Origin of the sequence: Streptomyces sp. NPDC005722 (genome assembly GCF_040630935.1) — a bacterium.
GTDB lineage: Bacteria > Actinomycetota > Actinomycetes > Streptomycetales > Streptomycetaceae > Actinacidiphila.
Genome location: NZ_JBEXYN010000040.1, coordinates 21,188 through 40,262 on the forward strand (window position 1 = coordinate 21,188; position 19,075 = coordinate 40,262).

Consider the following 19,075-nt stretch of genomic DNA (forward strand, 5'->3'; position numbering starts at 1 on the left):
TCCGTCGAAAGGGGTTGGTCTCGTCAGCCCGGACTCAGGAGGTCGGGTAGACGAACGGCATGACCAGACCGATCAGCGCGAGCGCCTCACAGAAGGCGAAGCCGAGGATCTGGTTGGCGCGGATCAGGCCGGCGGCCTCGGGCTGGCGGGCGAGGGCCTGCGTACCGTTGCCGAAGATGATGCCGATGCCGACGCCGGGGCCGATGGCCGCGAGGCCGTAGCCGATGGAGCCCAGGTTGCCGAGGATCTGGGTGGCGGCGAGGTTCACAGCGGACATGCTGTTTCTTCCTTCTCTTTCACGGACCGGTGGGGGTTGGCCACCGGACAATCGGGGGGCTGTGCGTCGTGCGGGTGCTCAGTGGTGCTCGGCGAGCGCGCCCTGGACGTACGAGCAGGCCAGCAGCACGAAGACGTACGCCTGGACGGCCTGGATGAAGAGCTCGAAGGCGGTCATGACGATGACCATCACGAACGAGACGCTGGCGTAGGCGATGCCGATCCCGTTGAGCAGGTACCAGCTGGCGATGGTGAACAGCAGCAGCAGGACGTGACCCGCGAACATGTTGGCGAACAGTCGCACCGCGTGGGTGAACGGCCGGACGATCACGTTGGAGAGGAACTCCAGGCCGACGACCATCGGCAGCACCGCGCCGAGGTTCTTGTCGTAGCCCGTGATGTTCTTCCAGCCCCCGACGAAGCCGTGCTTCTTGAAGGTCAGCGACATCCACGTGATGTACACGATCGCGGCGAGCGCGGCCGGGTAGCTGATGATCGCCGTCACGGGGAACTGGGCGATCGGGACGATCGACCAGAGGTTCATGATCCAGACGAAGAAGAACAACGCGACCATGAAGGGCACGTACTTCTCGCCGTCCCGCTTGCCGATCGTCTCGTAGACGATGCCGCGGCGGACGAAGTCGTAACCGGCCTCGGCGACCATCTGCAGCTTGCCCGGGACGATCTTCGGCTTGGCGAAGGCAGCCCAGAAGAAGCCGACGATCACGATGCTGCCGAGCAGCGCCAGCAGCATCGTCTTGTTGAAGTAGACGCTGCTGTCCCCGTCGCCGATCAGCGGCTTGAAGAGGAAGGAGTGCAGGCCGGGAGCCGGGAAGCCGCACCCGTCGAAGATGTGGCAGTTCGTCTCGAAGGCGAGCGTCGTTACATCACTCACCGAGAGCTCCTTCAGCGTGGCGCATAGGTACGGCAACCTCTACGTGTCGGCGCGGCGCACGGCCACGGAACGGCACTGGACTGGTGTTACGGATGTGGGGGCGGCGGGTGGGCGCTGAGCCGAAGGGCTGTTGCGAAGGCATGACTGCCACCCGCGCCAGCTCTGCCGCAGTTGAGACCGGACGATAGCAAACGAGCGGAACCCCGCTTGCACCGGCCCTGCTTTTCACGTCGGGGTTCCGGCGGAGCCGGGCTCCACGTACAGCATCTTGGTCTTCATATGAGCACGGGCCTGGGCGGCGATCCACACCAGGGTCGTGCCGAGCAGGGTGAACGCGAACACCTGGGTGTCGAACAGCGTCGTGTTCTTGAACACGGCCAGCACGATGGCGAGCAGCAGCAGCTGCACGGTGTAGAGCATCAGGCCCATCGCCTGGAAGAGCGAGGGATAGGAACGGGCGGTGCGCTGAAGCACCGTCAGACCGATTCCCATGAAGGCGATCACGACCACCGCGCCGAAGCCCGCGCCGATCGCGCCCTTGCCGCCCGCGAGCGCGCTGGACACAGCGACCGCGATCACCCCCGCGGCGGCGGCGGGCACGGCGCAGTTCAGGAGCGTTCGGACGTCGTTGGACTGCATGGCGGCAGCTCCTCCGGCGAGGTTGGGAGTACAGGGGTCGTCGAGGACGAGCGTAGCCCGGCGGCGGGGACATGCCTCACGCCGGAAGACCATCGCACTAGGGTCTTTCGGCTTGCTTCCGGGTTCTCGTGAACGGTATCACAAACTATTTGATGAGGTCTTTACCCGGTTCGTGTGCGACCTGTCACACGGACGGCGCAATCCTCGTGGCGCCTGGCTGACGCCGCAAGGACCGTGTGCTATCGGACCGCCGGCCTACGGGCGGGTGCCCGCGCCGCGGCCGGCGTCCACCAGGGAACGGGCGCTGAGCGCGGTCGCGCCGTTGACGCCGGGGGCCTCCCCCGCGGCGATGGTGGCCGCCGCGGCGGCGTGCGCCGCCTGCGCGGCCTCCGCCTGGGTACGGCGGTACCGCGGCGGGACGAACGCCTCGGCCCAGCGCGGGGCCCGGGGCCGGAAGCGCGGCATGAGCAGGGCGCTCAGGCCCATCGCGCTCAGCATCACGATGCCCAGGACGATCCACAGGCTGGAGGAGTTGACCGCGAAGGCGACCGCTCCGAAGGCGATCAGCGCGGACCAGAAGTACATGATCCACACGGCCCGGCTGTGCGAGTGGCCGATGTCCAGCAGCCGGTGGTGCAGGTGGCCGCGGTCGGCGGCGAACGGCGACTGCCCGTTCCAGGTGCGGCGCACGATGGCCAGCACCAGGTCGGCGGCGGGGATCGCGATGAGCGTCAGCGGCAGCACCAGGGGCATGTAGACCGGCACCATGAAGTGCGTGGTGTCGCGGGTCGAGCCGGTGAGGTTGGTGATCGCGTCGGGGTCGGTCTGGCCGGTGATCGAGATGGCCCCGGAGGCCAGCACCAGGCCGATCAGCATCGACCCCGAGTCACCCATGAAGATCCGCGCGGGGTGCAGGTTGTGCGGCAGGAAGCCCAGGCACATCCCGATGAGGATGGCGCTGAACAGCGTCGCCGGGGCGGCGGCCTCGATGCCGTAGCCGTACCAGATGCGGTACGCGTACATGAAGAACGCGATCGCGGCGATGCACACCATTCCGGACGCGAGTCCGTCGAGTCCGTCGACGAAGTTCACCGCGTTGATCGTGATCACGACCAGGGCCACGGTCAGCAGGGTCGACTGCACCGGCGTGAGCGCCACGATGCCCTTGCCCGGGATCGGCAGCCACAGCACGGTGAGGCCCTGCAGCACCATCACGCCGGCCGCGATCATCTGCGCGCCCAGCTTGATCAGGGCGTCCACGCCCCACTTGTCGTCCAGCACGCCCAGCAGCCAGATCAGTCCGGCGCCGGAGAGCAGCGCCCGCGGCTCGTTGGAGAGCTCGAAGACGCTCTTGAGGTTGGTCAGGTGGGCCGCCACCAGCAGGCCGGCGCACAGCCCGCCGAACATGGCGATGCCGCCGAGGCGTGGCGTGGGTTCGCGATGGACGTCGCGATCGCGGATCTCGGGCATGGCGCCTGCCGCGATGGCGAACTTCCGCACCGGCCCCGTGAGGAGGTAGGTCACGGCTGCCGCCACGCACAGGGTCAAGAGGTACTCACGCACGGGCACACCCTATTCGCGTCCGGGTGGCGACTGTAAACACAGACGAAGACTCACAGCGAGTACCCAGGGTTGCACACACCACTCGCGGGTTCGGCCCGGCCCCCCTGTGAAGCGCGTCTCAGCCGGGGTACGGCGGGAACGCCTCCACCAGTTCAGCGACCTCGCCCGCCAGCCCCCGCTCTTCCCGCAGCGCCCGCACGATCAGGTCCGCGACCTGCGGCATCTGCTCCTCGCGCATCCCCTGGGTGGTCACCGACGCGGTGCCCAGCCGGATGCCCGAACCCGCCGTGCAGGGCTCGGTGTCGAACGGCAGCGTGTACTTGTCCAGCACGATCCCGGCGGCCGCGCACAGCCCGCGGGCGCGCATCCCGGTGACGCCGAGCGCCGACACGTCGGCGGCGATCAGGTGGGTGTCCGTGCCGCCGGTGGCGATGCGCAGGCCGTGCGCGGCGAGCGCCCCGGCGAGCGTACGGGCGTTGGCGACGACCTGGTGCGCGTAGAGCGCGAACTCCGGCCGCGCCGCCTCGGCGAGGGCCGCCGCCTTCGCCGCGACGGCGTGCATGTGCGGGCCGCCCTGCGAGAAGGGGAAGACCGCCCGGTCGATGCGCTGGGCCAGGTCGGCGCCGCACAGCACCAGCCCGCCGCGCGGGCCGCGCAGCGTCTTGTGCGTGGTGGCGCACACCACGTCCGCGTACGGCACCGGGTTGGGGGCGGCGCCGCCGGCGACCAGGCCGAGGGTGTGCGCGGCGTCCACGATCAGGTACGCGCCGACGTCGTCCGCGATCTCCCGGAAGGCGGCGTAGTCGATGTGCCGCGGGTAGGCGATGCCGCCGCAGACGATCGCCTTCGGGCGGTGCCGGTGGGCCAGCTCCCGCAGCTGCGCGTAGTCGATCAGGCCGCCCTCCTCGAAGGACGCGCCCCGCGTCACCCCGTACCCGGCGATGCGGAACCAGCGGCCGGAGAAGTTCGACTCGGACCCGTGGGTGAGGTGGCCGCCGTGCGCCAGCGACATCGCCAGGACGGTGTCCCCGGGGACCAGGAGGGCCGCGTAGGCGGCCAGCACGGCCGAGGAGCCGGAGTAGGGCTGCACGTTCGCGTGCGCGGCTCCGAACAGCCGTGTGGCCCTTTCCACGGCCAGCCGCTCGGCCAGGTCCACCAGCTCGCAGCCGGCGTGGTGGCGGTGACCGGGGTAGCCCTCGGCGTACTTGTTCGCGAGCGGCGAGCCGAGCGCGGTCAGGACGGCCGGGGAGGTGAAGTTCTCGCCCGCGATCAACTGCAGGCACGAGGCCTGCCGCTGGGCCTCCCCGAGGAGGATGTCGGCCAGCTCGGGGTCATGGGCGCGCAGCTCGTCCAGGCCGCGGTCACCGGCCGGGAGCGTGGGGGCGGCTATGTGGGGTGAAGACGCTTCCGCGGTGGGCATGGCGGCGCTCCCGGGGGCGGCTGGGAAGGTTCTCACCTGCCACTGTTGCACCCTTCCGGACATTTCGCGCCGCGTTGTGCTCCACCGGGGGCCGCGATCGCGCCGCCCGCCGCGGCGCGGTGCCCCGGCGCCCCCCGCGGTGACCGCCCCGGGGGCCGGGCGGGACGTGCTGAAACCTTTCCGCCCCGCCGGTCAGGCGGTCGGCGCCGGAACCCCGGTGAGGGCGGTCATGACGGGGTCCAGCGCGTCGTGGATCTCCTCGCCGATGCTGCGGAAGAAGGTCAGCGGGGCGCCGTACGGGTCGTACACCTCGTCCGCGTCCGCGGTGGGCGCCAGCAGCCACCCGCGCAGGGCCGCGGCGGCGCGCACCAGGGACCGCGCGCGCTCGGTCACGCTGCCCTCGGGCAGCGTCGCCGGGTCTATCGCCTTCACCAGCCGGGTGAACTCCTTGAGCGTGAAGGTGCGCAGCCCCGCCGCGTGCCCCATGGAGATCACCTGGGCGCGGTGGTCGCGGGTCGCGGTCAGCACGAGGTCGGCGTCGATCACGTGGTCGTCGAGGAGTTCGCGCCCGAGGAAGCCCGTCGGGTCGGCGGCGTACTCGGCGAGCACCGTCGCGGCGTGCGCCTCCATCGGGGCGCCCTCGTGCCCCCAGGTGCCGGCGCTCTCCACGACGATCCCCGCGGCGCCGTCACCGAGCCGCAGCGTCAGCTCGTGCCGGGTCAGCCGCTCGGCCATCGGCGAGCGGCAGACGTTGCCGGTGCAGACGTGGAGGATGCGGAACGGGCGCTCGCCGTGATCCCACTGCCCGGGTATGGGCGGTGTCAATTGCCGACCTCCAGGTCGGGTACGACCTCGCGCAGCTGCTCCGCGCTGATCGCGCCCGCCCGCAGCAGGACGGGCACCTTGCCGGTGACGTCCACGATGGAGGACGGCACGGCCGCGGGCGTCGGGCCGCCGTCGAGGTAGATCGCGACGGAGTCGCCCAGCATCTCCTGTGCCGCGTCGCAGTCCTGCGGGGAGGGGTGTCCGGTCAGGTTGGCGCTGGAGACGGCCATCGGGCCGGTCTCGGTCAGCAGCTCGATGGCGACCGGGTGCAGCGGCATGCGGACGGCGACGGTGCCGCGGGTGTCCCCCAGGTCCCACTGCAGCGACGGCTGGTGACGCGCGACGAGGGTCAGCGCGCCCGGCCAGAAGGCGTCGACCAGTTCCCAGGCCTGCTCGGTGAAGTCGGTGACCAGGCCGTGCAGGGTGTTCGGGGAGCCCACCAGCACGGGCGAGGGCATGTTGCGGCCCCGGCCCTTGGCCTCCAGCAGGTCGCCGACGGCCTCGGCGTTGAAGGCGTCCGCGCCGATCCCGTAGACGGTGTCCGTCGGCAGCACCACGAGCTCGCCGCGGCGTACGGCGGACGCGGCCTCGCGCAGTCCGGCGACCCGGTCCGTCGCGTCCGAGCAGTCGTAACGGCGTGCCATCAGCAGACCTCCATGACGTGCGGCGCCGTGGTCACGGCGTCGCCTTGCGGGCAGTGGTGAACCGGGGGCGGTTGTTGAGGTCGGGGTGGTCGGCGGCGTCCGCCCAGCCGGCCTCCTCGGTGAAGATCCAGGGCACCTGGCCGCCCTGGGTGTCGGCGTGCTCGATGACGACGACCCCGCCCGGCCGCAGCAGCCGGTGCGCGGTGCGCTCGATGCCGCGGATGGTGTCCAGGCCGTCCTCACCGGAGAACAACGCCATCTGGGGGTCGTGGTCGCGGGCCTCCGGCGCCACGTACTCCCATTCGGTGAGCGGGATGTACGGCGGGTTGGAGATCACCAGGTCCACCTGGCCGTCGAGGTCCCCGAAGGCCTCCAGGGCGTCCCCCTGCCGCAGGTCGACCTTGCTGCCCTCGACGTTCTTCCTGGCCCACACCAGTGCCTCGTCGGACAGCTCCACCGCGTGCACCCGGCTGCGCGGCACCTCCTGCGCCAGGGCGAGCGCGATCGCGCCCGAACCCGTGCACAGGTCCACGATGAGCGGCTCGGCGACGTCCATCGCGCGCACCGCGTCTATGGCCCATCCGACGACCGACTCGGTCTCCGGACGGGGCACGAACACCCCCGGGCCGACCTGGAGCTCCAGGTAGCGGAAGAACGCCCGGCCCGTGATGTGCTGCAGCGGCTCGCGGGCCTCACGGCGGGCCACGGCCTCCCAGTAGCGCGCGTCGAAGTCGGCGTCGGCGACGGTGTGCAGCGCGCCGCGCTTCACCCCGTGCACGTACGCCGCGAGCTCCTCGGCGTCGAACCGCGGCGAGGGAACGCCGGCGTCGGCCAGCCGCTGGGTCGCCTGGGCGACCTCGGCGAGCAGCAGGTTCACGTTCTCCGCCTCCGGTTCAGCTTCCGTCGCCCGCGGCCGCCAGCTTGGCGGCCGAGTCGGCGTCGACGCAGGCCTGGATCACCGCGTCCAGTTCGCCGTCGAGGACCTGGTCCAAGTTGTACGCCTTGAAGCCGACGCGGTGGTCGGAGATGCGGTTCTCCGGGAAGTTGTACGTACGGATGCGCTCGCTGCGGTCCACCGTGCGCACCTGGCTGCGACGGGCGTCGGAGGCCTCGCGCTCCGCCTCCTCCTGCGCCGCGGCCAGCAGCCGGGAGCGCAGGATGCGCATCGCCGACTCCTTGTTCTGCAGCTGGCTCTTCTCGTTCTGGCAGGAGACGACCAGCCCGGACGGCAGGTGGGTGATGCGCACCGCGGAGTCGGTGGTGTTGACCGACTGGCCGCCGGGGCCCGAGGAGCGGTAGACGTCGATCCGCAGGTCGTTGGGGCCGATCTCGACCTCGACCTCGTCGGCCTCGGGGGTCACCAGCACGCCGGCGGCGGAGGTGTGGATGCGGCCCTGCGACTCGGTGGCCGGCACGCGCTGGACGCGGTGCACGCCGCCCTCGTACTTCAGCCGGGCCCAGACGCCCTGGCCGGGCTCGGTGGCGCCGCCCCCGCCCTTGGTCTTCACCGCGACCTGGACGTCCTTGTAGCCGCCGAGGTCGGAGGCGTTGGCGTCGATGATCTCGGTCTTCCAGCCCGCGCGCTCCGCGTAGCGCAGGTACATGCGCAGCAGGTCGCCCGCGAAGAGCGCCGACTCCTCGCCGCCCTCGCCGGCCTTGACCTCGAGGATCACGTCCTTGTCGTCGCTGGGGTCGCGCGGGACGAGCAGCAGCCGCAGCTTTTCGGTGAGCTCCTCGCGGTGCCGCTCCAGCTCCTTGACCTCGGCGACGAAGTCCGGGTCGTCCGCGGCGAGTTCACGGGCGGTCTCGATGTCCTCGCCGGTCTGCTTCCAGCCGCGGTACGTGCCGATGATGGGGGTCAGCTCGGCGTAGCGCTTGTTGAGCCTGCGCGCGTTGGCCTGGTCGGCGAAGACCGCCGGGTCGGCAAGCTTCTTCTCGAGGTCGGCGTATTCGCCGATCAGTTCCTCGACCGCCTCGAACATCAGGATCCCTGCTCGTGAAAAGGGGTGGACGCCGGTCTGCCAGCCTGGGACGACAAAGCGCCGGTCCGGCCGCCGGAGGATATCCGGGCAGCCGTGGACCGGCGCTTTCGGGTCGCTACTTCTTGGCGGACCCGGCCGCCTTGCCGAAGCGGGCCTCGAAGCGGGCCACACGGCCACCGGTGTCGAGGATCTTCTGCTTGCCCGTGTAGAACGGGTGGCACGCGGAGCAGACGTCGGCACGGATGACGCCGTCCTTCACGGTGCTGCGGGTGGTGAACGAGGCGCCGCAGGTGCAGCTGACCTGGGTCTCCACGTACTCCGGGTGGATGTCGCGCTTCAAGGGGTTCTCCTAGTGTTCGGGAGGGTCCCGGGTCGTGCTGCGGGCTTGCGTCACGTGAACCGGGGCCGACGTACCAGTCTGCCAGCACTGGCCGCATCTCCCCAAACCGGGTCCCGCGGTGATCTATTCCGATCCCCCGGCGGTCGGCTGCGAGGAGCTCCTGACCACACCGTTCGTGTCGACGTCGTCACCGGCGGAGCCCTTGGTGGCGGACTCGGGGATCGGTTCGTCGGCCCGCAGCGCCGCCCAGACCTGCTCGGCCTGGTCGGTGATCGGCAGGACGCGGTTGGGGTCGTAGGGGTCGTAGCGCACGGGCATCGTGACCATGCCGATGTCCTTCGAGCCCAGGCCCTTCAGGCTCTCCCCGAGGCCGACCAGCTTCTTGACGGACGCCAGCTCCGAGTCGGTGGTGATGGCCCCCGTGGCGGTGTCGGCGATCGTGTACAGCCGGGTCGGCGAGCTCAGCAGCCCGATGCCGTTCACCCGGTCCACCAGGGCCTTCAGGAAGGCCTGCTGCAGCTTTATCCGGCCCAGGTCGCTGCCGTCGCCCACCCCGTGGCGGGTGCGGACCAGGCCGAGCGCCTGCTTGCCGTCGAGGTGGTGGGTGCCGGCCGGCAGGTGCAGGTGGCTGCGGTTGTCGCTGATGGCCTGGCTGGTGGTGACGGTGACCCCGCCGAGGGCGTCGATCAGGTGCTGGAAGCCGGCGAAGTCGATCTCGATGTAGTGGTCCATGCGGATGCCGGTCATCGACTCGGCCGTCTTGACGGCGCAGGCCGGGCCGCCGATCGCGTACGCCTGGTTGAACATCTCGCCCTGCCGGGCGGGGGCGGTGCCGCCGCCGGGCTCGGCACAGGCGGGCCGGTCGACGAGGGTGTCGCGGGGGATGCTGACCACGCTCGCCCGGTCGTGCCCCTGGTAGACGTGGACGATCATCGCGGTGTCGGAGCGCGCGGTGCCGTCGTCCTGCCCGCCGCCGGCCTTCTGGTTGCTGCCGGAACGCGAGTCGGAACCGAGGACGAGGATGTCCATCGAGCCGTTGTCGACGTCGGCCGGCCGGTCCCGCCCGAGGAGGGCGTTGATGTCGATGCCCCTGATGTTGCCGTTGAGCTTGAGGTAGAGGCATCCGACGGCGGTGGTGGTCAGCAGCAGGAACGTCGCCACGACCCATGCGGTGACCCGCAGGGCCCGCCGGCGGGGGCTGCGCAGGCTCGGGCTGCGAAGGCGCCGCCGGGCGGCTCGTCCGTCGTCCGCGTGCTCGGGCATCGGCTCCTCTTGTCCTGATTCGTCCCCCTATCTTCGGGATACCCCGTCCCGCGCCGGATCAGCCACGCGAGGGGTGCCGCACAGGGCAATGACAGCGGGTCCGGGGCCGCGCCGCCGGGGGACGCGCCGGATCCGCCGCAGGTGAGAGCCATCCGGTCGGTGCCTGCGTGGACGCCGGAAGGCCGGCGCCTCGGCCGCGGACGCCGGAAGGCCGGTCCCCTCACCGAGGTGAGGGGACCGGCCTTCGCGGTCGTGCCGACGCCGGGGCGTCAGTCGTTGTTGCCACCCGGGGTGGTCTTGGCGATCTGCATCAGGAACTCGGCGTTGGACTTGGTCTGCTTCATCTTGTCCAGCAGCAGCTCGATCGCCTGCTGCGAGTCGAGCGCGTGCAGCACCCGGCGCAGCTTCCAGGTGATGTTCAGCTCGTCCGGAGCCAGCAGGATCTCCTCCTTGCGGGTACCGGACGGGTCGACGTCCACCGCCGGGAAGATCCGCTTGTCGGCGAGCTTCCGGTCGAGCTTGAGCTCCATGTTGCCGGTGCCCTTGAACTCCTCGAAGATCACCTCGTCCATGCGCGAGCCGGTCTCGACCAGCGCGGTGGCCAGGATGGTCAGCGAGCCGCCGTCCTCGATGTTGCGCGCGGCACCGAAGAAGCGCTTCGGCGGGTACAGCGCGGTCGAGTCGACACCACCGGACAGGATGCGGCCGGAGGCGGGCGCCGCGAGGTTGTACGCGCGGCCCAGACGGGTGATGGAGTCCAGCAGGACGACGACGTCGTGGCCCAGCTCCACCAGTCGCTTGGCACGCTCGATGGCGAGCTCGGCGACGGTGGTGTGGTCCTCGGCCGGGCGGTCGAAGGTCGAGGAGATGACCTCGCCCTTGACCGACCGCTGCATGTCGGTGACCTCTTCGGGACGCTCGTCGACGAGGACGACCATCAGGTGGCACTCGGGGTTGTTGCGGGTGATCGCGTTGGCGATGGCCTGCATGATGATCGTCTTACCGGTCTTCGGCGGGGCCACGATCAGGCCGCGCTGGCCCTTTCCGATCGGGGCGACCAGGTCGATGATCCGGGTGATCAGCTGGCCGGGCTCGTTCTCCAGCCGCAGCCGCTCCTGCGGGTACAGCGGGGTGAGCTTGTTGAACTCCGGGCGGCCGCGGCCGCTCTCGGGCGCCATGCCGTTGACGGAGTCCAGGCGCACCAGCGCGTTGAACTTCTCGCGGCGCTCGCCGTCCTTGGGCTGGCGCACGGCACCGGTGACGTGGTCGCCCTTGCGCAGGCCGTTCTTGCGGACCTGGGCGAGCGAGACGTACACGTCGTTGGGGCCGGGCAGGTAGCCGGAGGTCCGGATGAACGCGTAGTTGTCGAGGATGTCCAGGATGCCGGCGACCGGGATCAGGACGTCGTCGTCGGCGACCTGCGGCTCGCCCGCGAAGTCGTCGCGGCGGTTGCCGCCGCGGCCACGGCGGTCGCGGTAACGGCCCCTGCGGCGGCGGCCGCCGCTCTCGTCGTCGTAGTCGTCCTGGCCACCCTGACCGCCCTGCGGTCCGCCACCCTGCTGCTGGCCCTGGCCGCCGCCCTGCTGCTGACGCTGCTGGCCGCCGTCCTCGCCACCCTTGCGGCGGTCGCGCTGCCGGTCCCGCTGACGGTCGCGGCGGCTCTCGCGGCGGTCGTCGCCGCCCTTGGCCTCGCCGGACCTGCCCTCGGCGTTGTCCACCGCGGCCTCGGCACGGCCCTCGGCGGACTGCTCGGCCCTGGCGGACTCCGCCTTGGCCTTGGCCGCGGGTGCGGCCTTCTCGCCGGCCGGCTGGCCGGGGATCTCGATCTGCTTCGGCTGCTGCTCGGCGCCCTGGTCCCCGGCCTCGGCGGATTCACCCGTACGGGTGCGGGAGGTGGCCCGGCGCTTCGGCTTCTCGGCGGCGGGCGCGCCCTCGGCGGCGGAGGCCTTGGCGCCGCCGCCGGACTGCGCGGCCTTGATGGTCTCGATGAGCTGGCTCTTGCGCATCCGCGCGGTGCCCTTGATGCCGAGACCGGAGGCGAGCTGCTGCAGCTCGGCCAGGACCATGCCCTCAAGACCGGTACCCGCGCGGCGGCGCCGCGCGGCGGGGGCAGTGGCAGCACCGGTGGCAGGCGCGGCAGCATCGGACGCGGCGACAGGGCTGTCTGCGCGTACGCCCATCAGATCGGTGGTGTCGCTCACGAAGGGTCCTTCCCTGGAGCGGACGTCGGCCTGTCTGGCTCGGCGACCGGTCGTGCTGTCCGGATCCGGTCCTTATCACTTGCGCCGGACCCGGGGCGGTGGTCCGCCTGATGGCGGAGGAAATGATGTGGAACAAAGAAAACAGTTACCGGCGAGGTGAGAGTTCACTCTCGGGTGAAATGTCACCCGCGCCGTCTCCGGAGCGTGCTCGGCACTGCCCAGGCAGGCTGCCTATGCGGTGTGGGAGGCTCCCGGAAGAATGGGCGGTCCCGATGCGGGACACAAGGCACCGGGACAACAGGCACAACAGGCAGGTTCCTGAGTCCACGGGTGCAGCAATGAGATTAACACTACCGGATCCAGCAAACATTCCCCCTCTCTACGACCGGCAATCGTGTCACTGCCCCACGGCGAGCGGCAGCACACTCGCCCCCGCCGCGTCGAGCGACAGACGGTTCGCCGCCCACCCCTCGCCCGCCAGCCGGGAGACCTTGTCGGCGCTTTCCTCGTCCGCCAGCGCCAGCACCGTGGGCCCCGCACCGGAGATGACGGCGGGGACGCCCTCGGCGCGCAGGCGGTTCACCAGTGCCGCGCTCTCCGGCATCGCGGGCGACCGGTACTCCTGGTGGAGCCGGTCCTCGGTGGCCGGCAGCAGCAGGTCGGGGCGCCGGGTGAGGGCCTCGACGAGGAGCGCGGCGCGTCCCGCGTTGACCGCGGCGTCCACGTGCGGCACGGTGCGCGGCAGCAACCCCCGGGCGGTCTCGGTCAGCACGGGCCTGCCGGGTACGAAGACCACCGGGACGACCGACCCCGAGGGGTCCATCCGGACCGCGTGGGCGGCCCCGCCCTCGGTCCAGGCCAGCGTGAAGCCGCCGAGCAGACAGGCGGCGACGTTGTCCGGGTGGCCCTCGATCTCGTTGGCCAGCTCCAGCAGCGCGGCGTCGTCGAGCTTGTCCTGCCCGCCTATCGTCACCGCGCGGGCGGCCATGATGCCGGCGCAGATGGCGGCGGAGGAGGAGCCCAGGCCGCGGCCGTGCGGGATGCGGTTGGCGCACACCACCTCCAGGCCGCGCGGCTGTCCGCCGAGCAGGTCGAAGGCGGTCCGCAGGGCGCGTACGACCAGGTGGTTCTCGTCGCGGGAGAGCGAGTCGCTGCCTTCGCCGGCGATGTCGACGTGCAGACCGGAGTCGGCCACCCGGACCACGACGTCGTCGTAGAGTCCGAGCGCCAGACCGAAGGCGTCGAAGCCCGGTCCGAGGTTGGCGCTGGTCGCGGGGACGCGCACTCGGACGGCGGCGGCGCGGAAGGCTGGTCCGGCCATCGGTCGATGACTCTCCTTGCTTCAAGGGCGTGTCCGCCCCGCGATGCCGCGGCATCGTTGCCGTACGGCGGCGAGGACTTGGGGGACCGTACCAAGGGGATCCCGCGAGGAGGATGCCATTGGCATGGGCCAGAACGGCGTGCGGCGGCGCCGGTGTGAGGTCAGCCTATCGAAGGAAGGTTCTCCTGCGACATAGGGCGCACGGACAGCGCGTGATGCGTGTCGCGTGCGAATCCGTGCGCCCCTGTTGTCCCTCGGGGGTTCAGAGCAGCCCCAGCCGCTCCGCGGCCGTGTCCGCGTCCACCGGGACGGTGATGGGCTGCGGCGCGCCGGCGACCGCCCAGTCCGGGTCCTTCAGGCCGTTGCCGGTGACCGTGCAGACGATCCGCTGGCCCGGGTCGACCTCGCCCTGTTCGGCGGCCTTCAGCAGCCCGGCGACGCTCGCGGCGGAGGCCGGCTCGACGAAGACGCCCTCCTGCGCGGCGAGCAGCCGGTACGCCGACAGGATCTGACGGTCGGTCACCGAGTCGATCAGGCCGCCGGATTCGTCGCGGGCCTCCTCGGCGAACTGCCACGACGCCGGGTTGCCGATGCGGATCGCGGTGGCGATCGTCTGCGGCCGGCGCACCGGGTGGCCCAGCACGATCGGCGCCGCGCCGGAGGCCTGGAAGCCCCACATCCGCGGGTTGCGCGTCGACACGCCGTCCGCGGAGTATTCGCGGTAGCCCTTCCAGTACGCGGTGATGTTGCCCGCGTTGCCGACCGGCAGCACGTGGACGTCCGGCGCGTCGCCGAGCGCGTCCACGATCTCGAAGGCGGCGGTCTTCTGGCCCTCGATGCGGGCCGGGTTCACCGAATTGACCAGCGCCACCGGGTACTTGTCGGACAGTCCGCGGGCGAGGTCCAGGCAGTCGTCGAAGTTCCCGTCCACCTGCAGGATCCGCGCCCCGTGCACCAGCGCCTGGCCCATCTTGCCCAGCGCGATCTTGCCCTGCGGCACCAGGACGGCGCACACCATCCCGGCCCGCACCGCGTACGCGGCCGCCGAGGCGGAGGTGTTGCCGGTGGAGGCGCAGATGACCGCCTGCGCGCCCTCCTCCTTGGCCTTGGAGATCGCCATGGTCATGCCGCGGTCCTTGAAGGAGCCGGTGGGGTTGGCGCCCTCCACCTTCAGGAACACGTCGCAGCCCGTGCGCTCGGACAGCACCTGGGCGGGGACCAGCGGCGTGCCGCCCTCCAGCAGCGTGACCACGGGGGTCGCCGCACCGACCGGGAGCCGGTCCCGGTACTCCTCGATGAGGCCGCGCCACTGGTGGGTGGCCGGCACACGGCCGGCGGAGACTGCGTTCATCGCTGGGTTACTCCCCTTCCACACGCATGATGCTGGCGACACCCCGGACGGTGTCCAGCTCGCGCAGCGCCTCGACGGTCGCCCCGAGCGCCGCGTCCGCCGCCCGGTGGGTGACGACGACGAGCGACGCGTCGCCGTCCTTCCCCTGCTGGCGGACGGTGTCGATCGACACCTGGTGCTCCGCGAAGACCGTGGCCACCTGGGCCAGGACACCCGGTTTGTCCGCCACGTCCAGACTGATGTGGTAGCGCGTCACCACCTCGCCCATCGGGCCGACCGCGAGCTGCGCGTACGCCGACTCCCCCGGCCCCGTGGTGCCCACCAGCTTGTTGCGGCAGGTCGCCACCAGGTCGCCCAGCACCGCCGAGGCCGTCGGCGAGCCGCCCGCACCGGGACCGTAGAACATCAGCCGGCCGGCCGCCGCGGCCTCCACGAAGACCGCGTTGTACGCCTCGCGCACGCTGGCCAGCGGGTGCGTCAGCGGGATCATCGCCGGGTGGACGCGGGCGGTGACCGAACGGCCGTCGGCGCTGCGCTCGCAGATCGCGAGCAGCTTCACCGTGCAGCCCATCCGCTGGGCCGAGGCGATGTCGGTCGCGGTGACCTCGGTGATGCCCTCGCGGTGCACGTCGTCGATGGTCACCCGGGTGTGGAAGGCGATGCCGGCCAGGATCGCGGCCTTGGCCGCGGCGTCGAAGCCCTCCACGTCGGCCGTCGGGTCGGCCTCGGCGTACCCCAGGGCGGTGGCCTCGTCCAGCGCCTCGGAGTAGCCGGCGCCGGTGGAGTCCATCTTGTCGAGGATGAAGTTGGTCGTGCCGTTGACGATGCCCAGCACCCGGTTCACCTTGTCGCCGGCCAGCGACTCGCGCAGCGGGCGGATCAGCGGGATGGCGCCGGCGACGGCGGCCTCGTAGTAGAGGTCCACCCCGTGCTCGACGGCGGCGGCGTGCAGCTTGGCACCGTCCGCGGCCAGCAGCGCCTTGTTGGCGGAGACCACGCTGGCGCCGTGCTCGAAGGCGGTGGTGATCAGCGAGCGCGCGGGCTCGATGCCGCCGATCACCTCGACGACCACGTCGATGTCACCGCGTTTGACCAGGGCGGTCGCGTCCGTGGTGAGCAGTTCCGCGGGCACGCCCGCGCGCACCCGGTTGGGCCGGCGCACGGCGATGCCGGCGAGCTCCACGGGTGCGCCGATCCGCGCGGCGAGGTCGTCCGCGTGCGTCGTCATGATGCGCGCCACCTCTGAGCCGACCACACCACAGCCCAGCAGCGCCACCTTCAGCGGACGCGTACGCATCATCCGACCTCGCTTCGCGGTTTCAGCTCTTGCAAGCTTCTTGGACGGTCCCAGTCTCACGCACCGGACGGAAGTTTCCACGTACTGTCCGGATCGCGAGACCAGGCTTCTTCCATGTGAGATTCCACGTCATCCGACGTCGAGACGCAGGAGATCTTCTTCCGTCTCACGCCGCACGATCACCCGGGCCTCGCCGTCCCTGACCGCCACCACCGGGGGGCGCAGGGCGTGGTTGTAGTTGCTGGCCATCGAGCGGCAGTACGCCCCCGTCGCCGGCACCGCCAGCAGGTCGCCGGGCGCCAGGTCGGCGGGGAGGAAGGCGTCGCGCACCACGATGTCGCCCGACTCGCAGTGCTTGCCCACCACCCGGGTCAGCATCGGCTCCGCGTCGCTCGACCGCGACACCAGGGCCACGCTGTACTCGGCGTCGTACAGCGCCGTGCGGATGTTGTCCGACATGCCGCCGTCCACGCTGACGTACGTCCGCAGGCCCTCCAGCGGCTTGATCGTGCCCACCTCGTACAGCGTGAACGCCGTCGGGCCCACGATCGCCCGGCCCGGCTCGACCGACAGCCGCGGCACCGCGAGCTCCGCGCCCCGGCACTCCCGGGAGACGATCTCCCCCAGCGACTTGGCGATCTCGTACGGCTCGCGCGGGTCGTCGTCCGGCGTGTACGCGATGCCGAGGCCACCGCCGAGGTCGATCTCCGGCAGCTCCACCCCGTGCTCGTCGCGGATCTGCCGCAGCAGGCCGATCACCCGGTGCGCCGCCACCTCGAAGCCGGAGGTGTCGAAGATCTGCGAGCCGATGTGCGAGTGGATGCCCACCAGTTCGAGCGACTCCAGGCGCAGCACCCGGCGCACCGCCTCGGCCGCGTCCCCGCCGCCCAGCGAGAAACCGAACTTCTGGTCCTCGTGCGCGGTGGCGATGAACTCGTGGGTGTGCGCCTCGACGCCGACGGTGACGCGGATCTGCACCCGCTGCCGCCGGCCCGCCTTCTGCGCGGCGTCCGCCACCCGGACGATCTCCTGGAACGAGTCCACCACGATCCGGCCCACCCCGGCCTCGACGGCCTGGCGGATCTCCGCGGTGGTCTTGTTGTTGCCGTGCAGCGCGATCCGGTCGGCCGGCATCCCCGCGGACAGCGCCACGGCCAGCTCGCCGCCGGAGCACACGTCGAGGTTGAGGCCCTCCTCGTGCAGCCAGCGCACCACGGCGCGGGACAGGAAGGCCTTGCCCGCGTAGAAGACGTCGGCGTCCGCCCCGAATGCCTCGCGCCAGGCACGGCAGCGGGCCCGGAAGTCGGCCTCGTCCAGGATGTAGGCGGGGGTGCCGAACTCCTCCGCGAGGGCGCGGACGTCCAGACCGCCCACGGTGGCGACGCCCTCGGCGTCCCGGGTGACGGTGCGGGCCCAGACCCGGGGGTCCAGGACGTTCAGGTCGGTGGGCGGCGCCGCGTAGTGGCCCTCGGGGAGGACGTCGGCGTAACGGGGCCCGGCGGGGTGTGCGGAACGGCTCATCGTCGTGTGCTCTCTGCTCTCACAGGTGTCGGGGGGCGCTGATGCCGAGCAGGGTCAGGCCGTTGGCGAGCACGGTCCCGGCGGCGTCGGCGAGCGCCAGGCGGGCCCCGTGAACGGCCGAGGGTTTCTCCTCGCCCTTCGGCAGCGCCGGGCACTCCTCGTGGAAGCGGAGGAAGGCGTCGGCCGTGCGCTCCAGCAGCCGCGCCACCCGGTCGGGCGCGCCGTGCCGGGCCGCCGCCTCCACGGTGCGGGGGAAGTCGGCGATCAGGCCGAGCAGTTCGGCCTCCGCGGGGTCCCGGGGGCCGGATGCGGCGCCGGGTCCCAGGCCCAGGTCGTGGGCGCCTCGCAGCAGGGCCCGGCTGCGGGCGTGAGCGTACCGGACCAGGAACAGGGGGTTGCCCTCGCGCTGCGCCAGGTGCGTCGCGGGGTCGGTGCGGGAGGCGTCCTCGGCGGGCGGGCGCAGCAGGGCCCAGGCGGTGGCGTCGGCGCCGAGGGTGCGCAGCAGCTCGTCCGGGGTCTGCGCCACGGGGTGGGGCCGGCGGGCGGGGGGCTCGATGCCGGTGGCGGCGTGGAGCCGGCGGAGGGCGGCGGCGTAGGCGTCGGCGCGGGGCTCGCCGGTGGGTGCGGGGACGTCGCCGGCTCCGTACTCCCCCACCCCGTAGCGGGCGCCCTGCTCGCGGACGAGGTCGACGAGGGCCTCGTGGGACTCGCCCTGGAGGGTGATGTTGAGGAAGCCGGGTGCGGCCACGTCCACCCGGGCGATGCCGGGGGCGGCGGCGAGGCGGCGGCGGAGGACGTCGGCGACGGCGAGCGGGGCGGCGCCGGTGAGGGGGGCGAGTTGCAGGGCCACGTTGGTGGCGTAGTCCCCGCACCCGGGGCGCGGCGGGCGGCGTACGACGACCCGCTCGGGGACGGGGCCCGCGAGGCTGAGCTCGTCGGCCTCCACGGCACGACGGACCGTGGCGAGCACGGTGCGGGAGAGCTCAGCGGGCGTCACAAGCGCAAGCGTAGGCGAGGAGGGGGGTGCGGACGCGAACGGGTTTCACCCCTTGGTCATCCCTGGTCACCGTCGGTCAGGCGGGCCCCGGGGTGGTGGCGGGCGCGCCTTCCTGCGGGGTGTCGGTGTCGACGCCGCCGACGAGTCGCCGTACGACACGGATCAGCTCGCCGGGCTCGAAGGGCTTGCTGAGGAAGGCGTCCACGCCGGCGGCGACGGCGCGCTCGACCTCGGCCTGGGTGCAGGCGCTGACGACGACGATCCGCACATCGCGGGTGCGGGGGTCGGAGCGCAGGCGGGCGGCCGTCCCTATGCCGTCGAGGCGGGGCATGACGACGTCGAGGGTGACGACGTCGGGGCGCACCTGCTGCACGACGTCCAGGCACTCGGCACCATCGGCCGCGGTCACGACCTCGAAGCCCTCCAGCTCGAGGTTGACCCTGATCAGCTGCCGGATCACCTTGTTGTCGTCGACGACAAGCACCCGGCCGGACACGCCCGGCACATTCAGATGCTAGGCGCGCAGGATCGGATGCGTCC

18 protein-coding genes are annotated in these 19,075 nt (G+C 71.7%); all 18 read right to left on the bottom strand.

The annotated features are described in order from the left end of the window. Positions 1–34: 34 nt before the first annotated feature. Positions 35–277, bottom strand: coding sequence for an ATP synthase F0 subunit C (gene atpE / locus ABZ479_RS32420; protein ID WP_018563527.1), 243 nt, complete (start codon positions 275–277; stop codon positions 35–37). Between the two features lie 78 nt (positions 278–355). After that, the gene (gene atpB / locus ABZ479_RS32425; protein WP_026251816.1) at positions 356–1,186 is read right to left on the bottom strand and encodes a F0F1 ATP synthase subunit A; all 831 of its coding nucleotides are present in this window, start codon (positions 1,184–1,186) and stop codon (positions 356–358) included. 210 nt (positions 1,187–1,396) lie between these two features. Then, complete coding sequence (locus ABZ479_RS32430) at positions 1,397–1,810, bottom strand: Cg1360 family ATP-synthase-associated protein (protein WP_499602486.1); 414 nt, start codon at positions 1,808–1,810, stop codon at positions 1,397–1,399. Between the two features lie 255 nt (positions 1,811–2,065). Then, the gene (locus ABZ479_RS32435; protein WP_500464884.1) at positions 2,066–3,373 is read right to left on the bottom strand and encodes an MraY family glycosyltransferase; all 1,308 of its coding nucleotides are present in this window, start codon (positions 3,371–3,373) and stop codon (positions 2,066–2,068) included. Between the two features lie 118 nt (positions 3,374–3,491). Beyond that, positions 3,492–4,793, bottom strand: a complete 1,302-nt coding sequence (gene glyA, locus ABZ479_RS32440; protein WP_500464885.1) for a serine hydroxymethyltransferase — start codon at positions 4,791–4,793, stop codon at positions 3,492–3,494. Positions 4,794–4,985: 192 nt separating this feature from the next. Then, positions 4,986–5,618 carry an arsenate reductase/protein-tyrosine-phosphatase family protein gene (locus tag ABZ479_RS32445; RefSeq protein WP_499602491.1) on the bottom strand — a complete coding sequence of 211 codons (633 nt, stop codon included), beginning with the start codon at positions 5,616–5,618 and terminating at the stop codon, positions 4,986–4,988. After that, entirely contained in the window at positions 5,615–6,262 is a 648-nt protein-coding gene (locus ABZ479_RS32450) for an L-threonylcarbamoyladenylate synthase (protein WP_499602493.1), read from the bottom strand. Before ABZ479_RS32450 ends, ABZ479_RS32445 begins: the two co-directional genes overlap by 4 nt. A 31-nt stretch (positions 6,263–6,293) precedes the next feature. Next, complete coding sequence (gene prmC / locus ABZ479_RS32455; protein WP_500464886.1) at positions 6,294–7,139, bottom strand: peptide chain release factor N(5)-glutamine methyltransferase; 846 nt, start codon at positions 7,137–7,139, stop codon at positions 6,294–6,296. 16 nt (positions 7,140–7,155) lie between these two features. Next, the gene (gene prfA / locus ABZ479_RS32460) at positions 7,156–8,244 is read right to left on the bottom strand and encodes a peptide chain release factor 1 (RefSeq protein WP_500464887.1); all 1,089 of its coding nucleotides are present in this window, start codon (positions 8,242–8,244) and stop codon (positions 7,156–7,158) included. Positions 8,245–8,359: 115 nt separating this feature from the next. After that, on the bottom strand, positions 8,360–8,584 hold the full coding sequence (rpmE, locus tag ABZ479_RS32465) for a 50S ribosomal protein L31 (RefSeq protein ID WP_018563536.1): 225 nt from the start codon (positions 8,582–8,584) through the stop codon (positions 8,360–8,362). A gap of 123 nt (positions 8,585–8,707) precedes the next feature. Further along, positions 8,708–9,847, bottom strand: coding sequence for an LCP family protein (locus ABZ479_RS32470; protein ID WP_500464888.1), 1,140 nt, complete (start codon positions 9,845–9,847; stop codon positions 8,708–8,710). Between the two features lie 269 nt (positions 9,848–10,116). After that, positions 10,117–12,048 (bottom strand): transcription termination factor Rho, encoded by a 1,932-nt coding sequence (rho, locus tag ABZ479_RS32475; RefSeq protein ID WP_500464889.1) that lies wholly within the window; start codon positions 12,046–12,048, stop codon positions 10,117–10,119. A gap of 397 nt (positions 12,049–12,445) precedes the next feature. Beyond that, entirely contained in the window at positions 12,446–13,369 is a 924-nt protein-coding gene (gene thrB / locus ABZ479_RS32480; protein ID WP_500464890.1) for a homoserine kinase, read from the bottom strand. Between the two features lie 262 nt (positions 13,370–13,631). Further along, positions 13,632–14,720 (bottom strand): threonine synthase, encoded by a 1,089-nt coding sequence (gene thrC / locus ABZ479_RS32485; RefSeq protein ID WP_499602500.1) that lies wholly within the window; start codon positions 14,718–14,720, stop codon positions 13,632–13,634. 7 nt (positions 14,721–14,727) lie between these two features. Next, entirely contained in the window at positions 14,728–16,020 is a 1,293-nt protein-coding gene (locus ABZ479_RS32490) for a homoserine dehydrogenase (RefSeq protein ID WP_500464891.1), read from the bottom strand. Between the two features lie 126 nt (positions 16,021–16,146). Beyond that, positions 16,147–17,538, bottom strand: a complete 1,392-nt coding sequence (gene lysA / locus ABZ479_RS32495; protein WP_500464892.1) for a diaminopimelate decarboxylase — start codon at positions 17,536–17,538, stop codon at positions 16,147–16,149. Between the two features lie 19 nt (positions 17,539–17,557). Next, complete coding sequence (gene nrtL / locus ABZ479_RS32500) at positions 17,558–18,535, bottom strand: ArgS-related anticodon-binding protein NrtL (RefSeq protein WP_500464893.1); 978 nt, start codon at positions 18,533–18,535, stop codon at positions 17,558–17,560. 76 nt (positions 18,536–18,611) lie between these two features. After that, positions 18,612–19,040 (bottom strand): response regulator, encoded by a 429-nt coding sequence (locus ABZ479_RS32505; RefSeq protein ID WP_500464894.1) that lies wholly within the window; start codon positions 19,038–19,040, stop codon positions 18,612–18,614. Between the last annotated feature and the right edge of the window lie 35 nt (positions 19,041–19,075).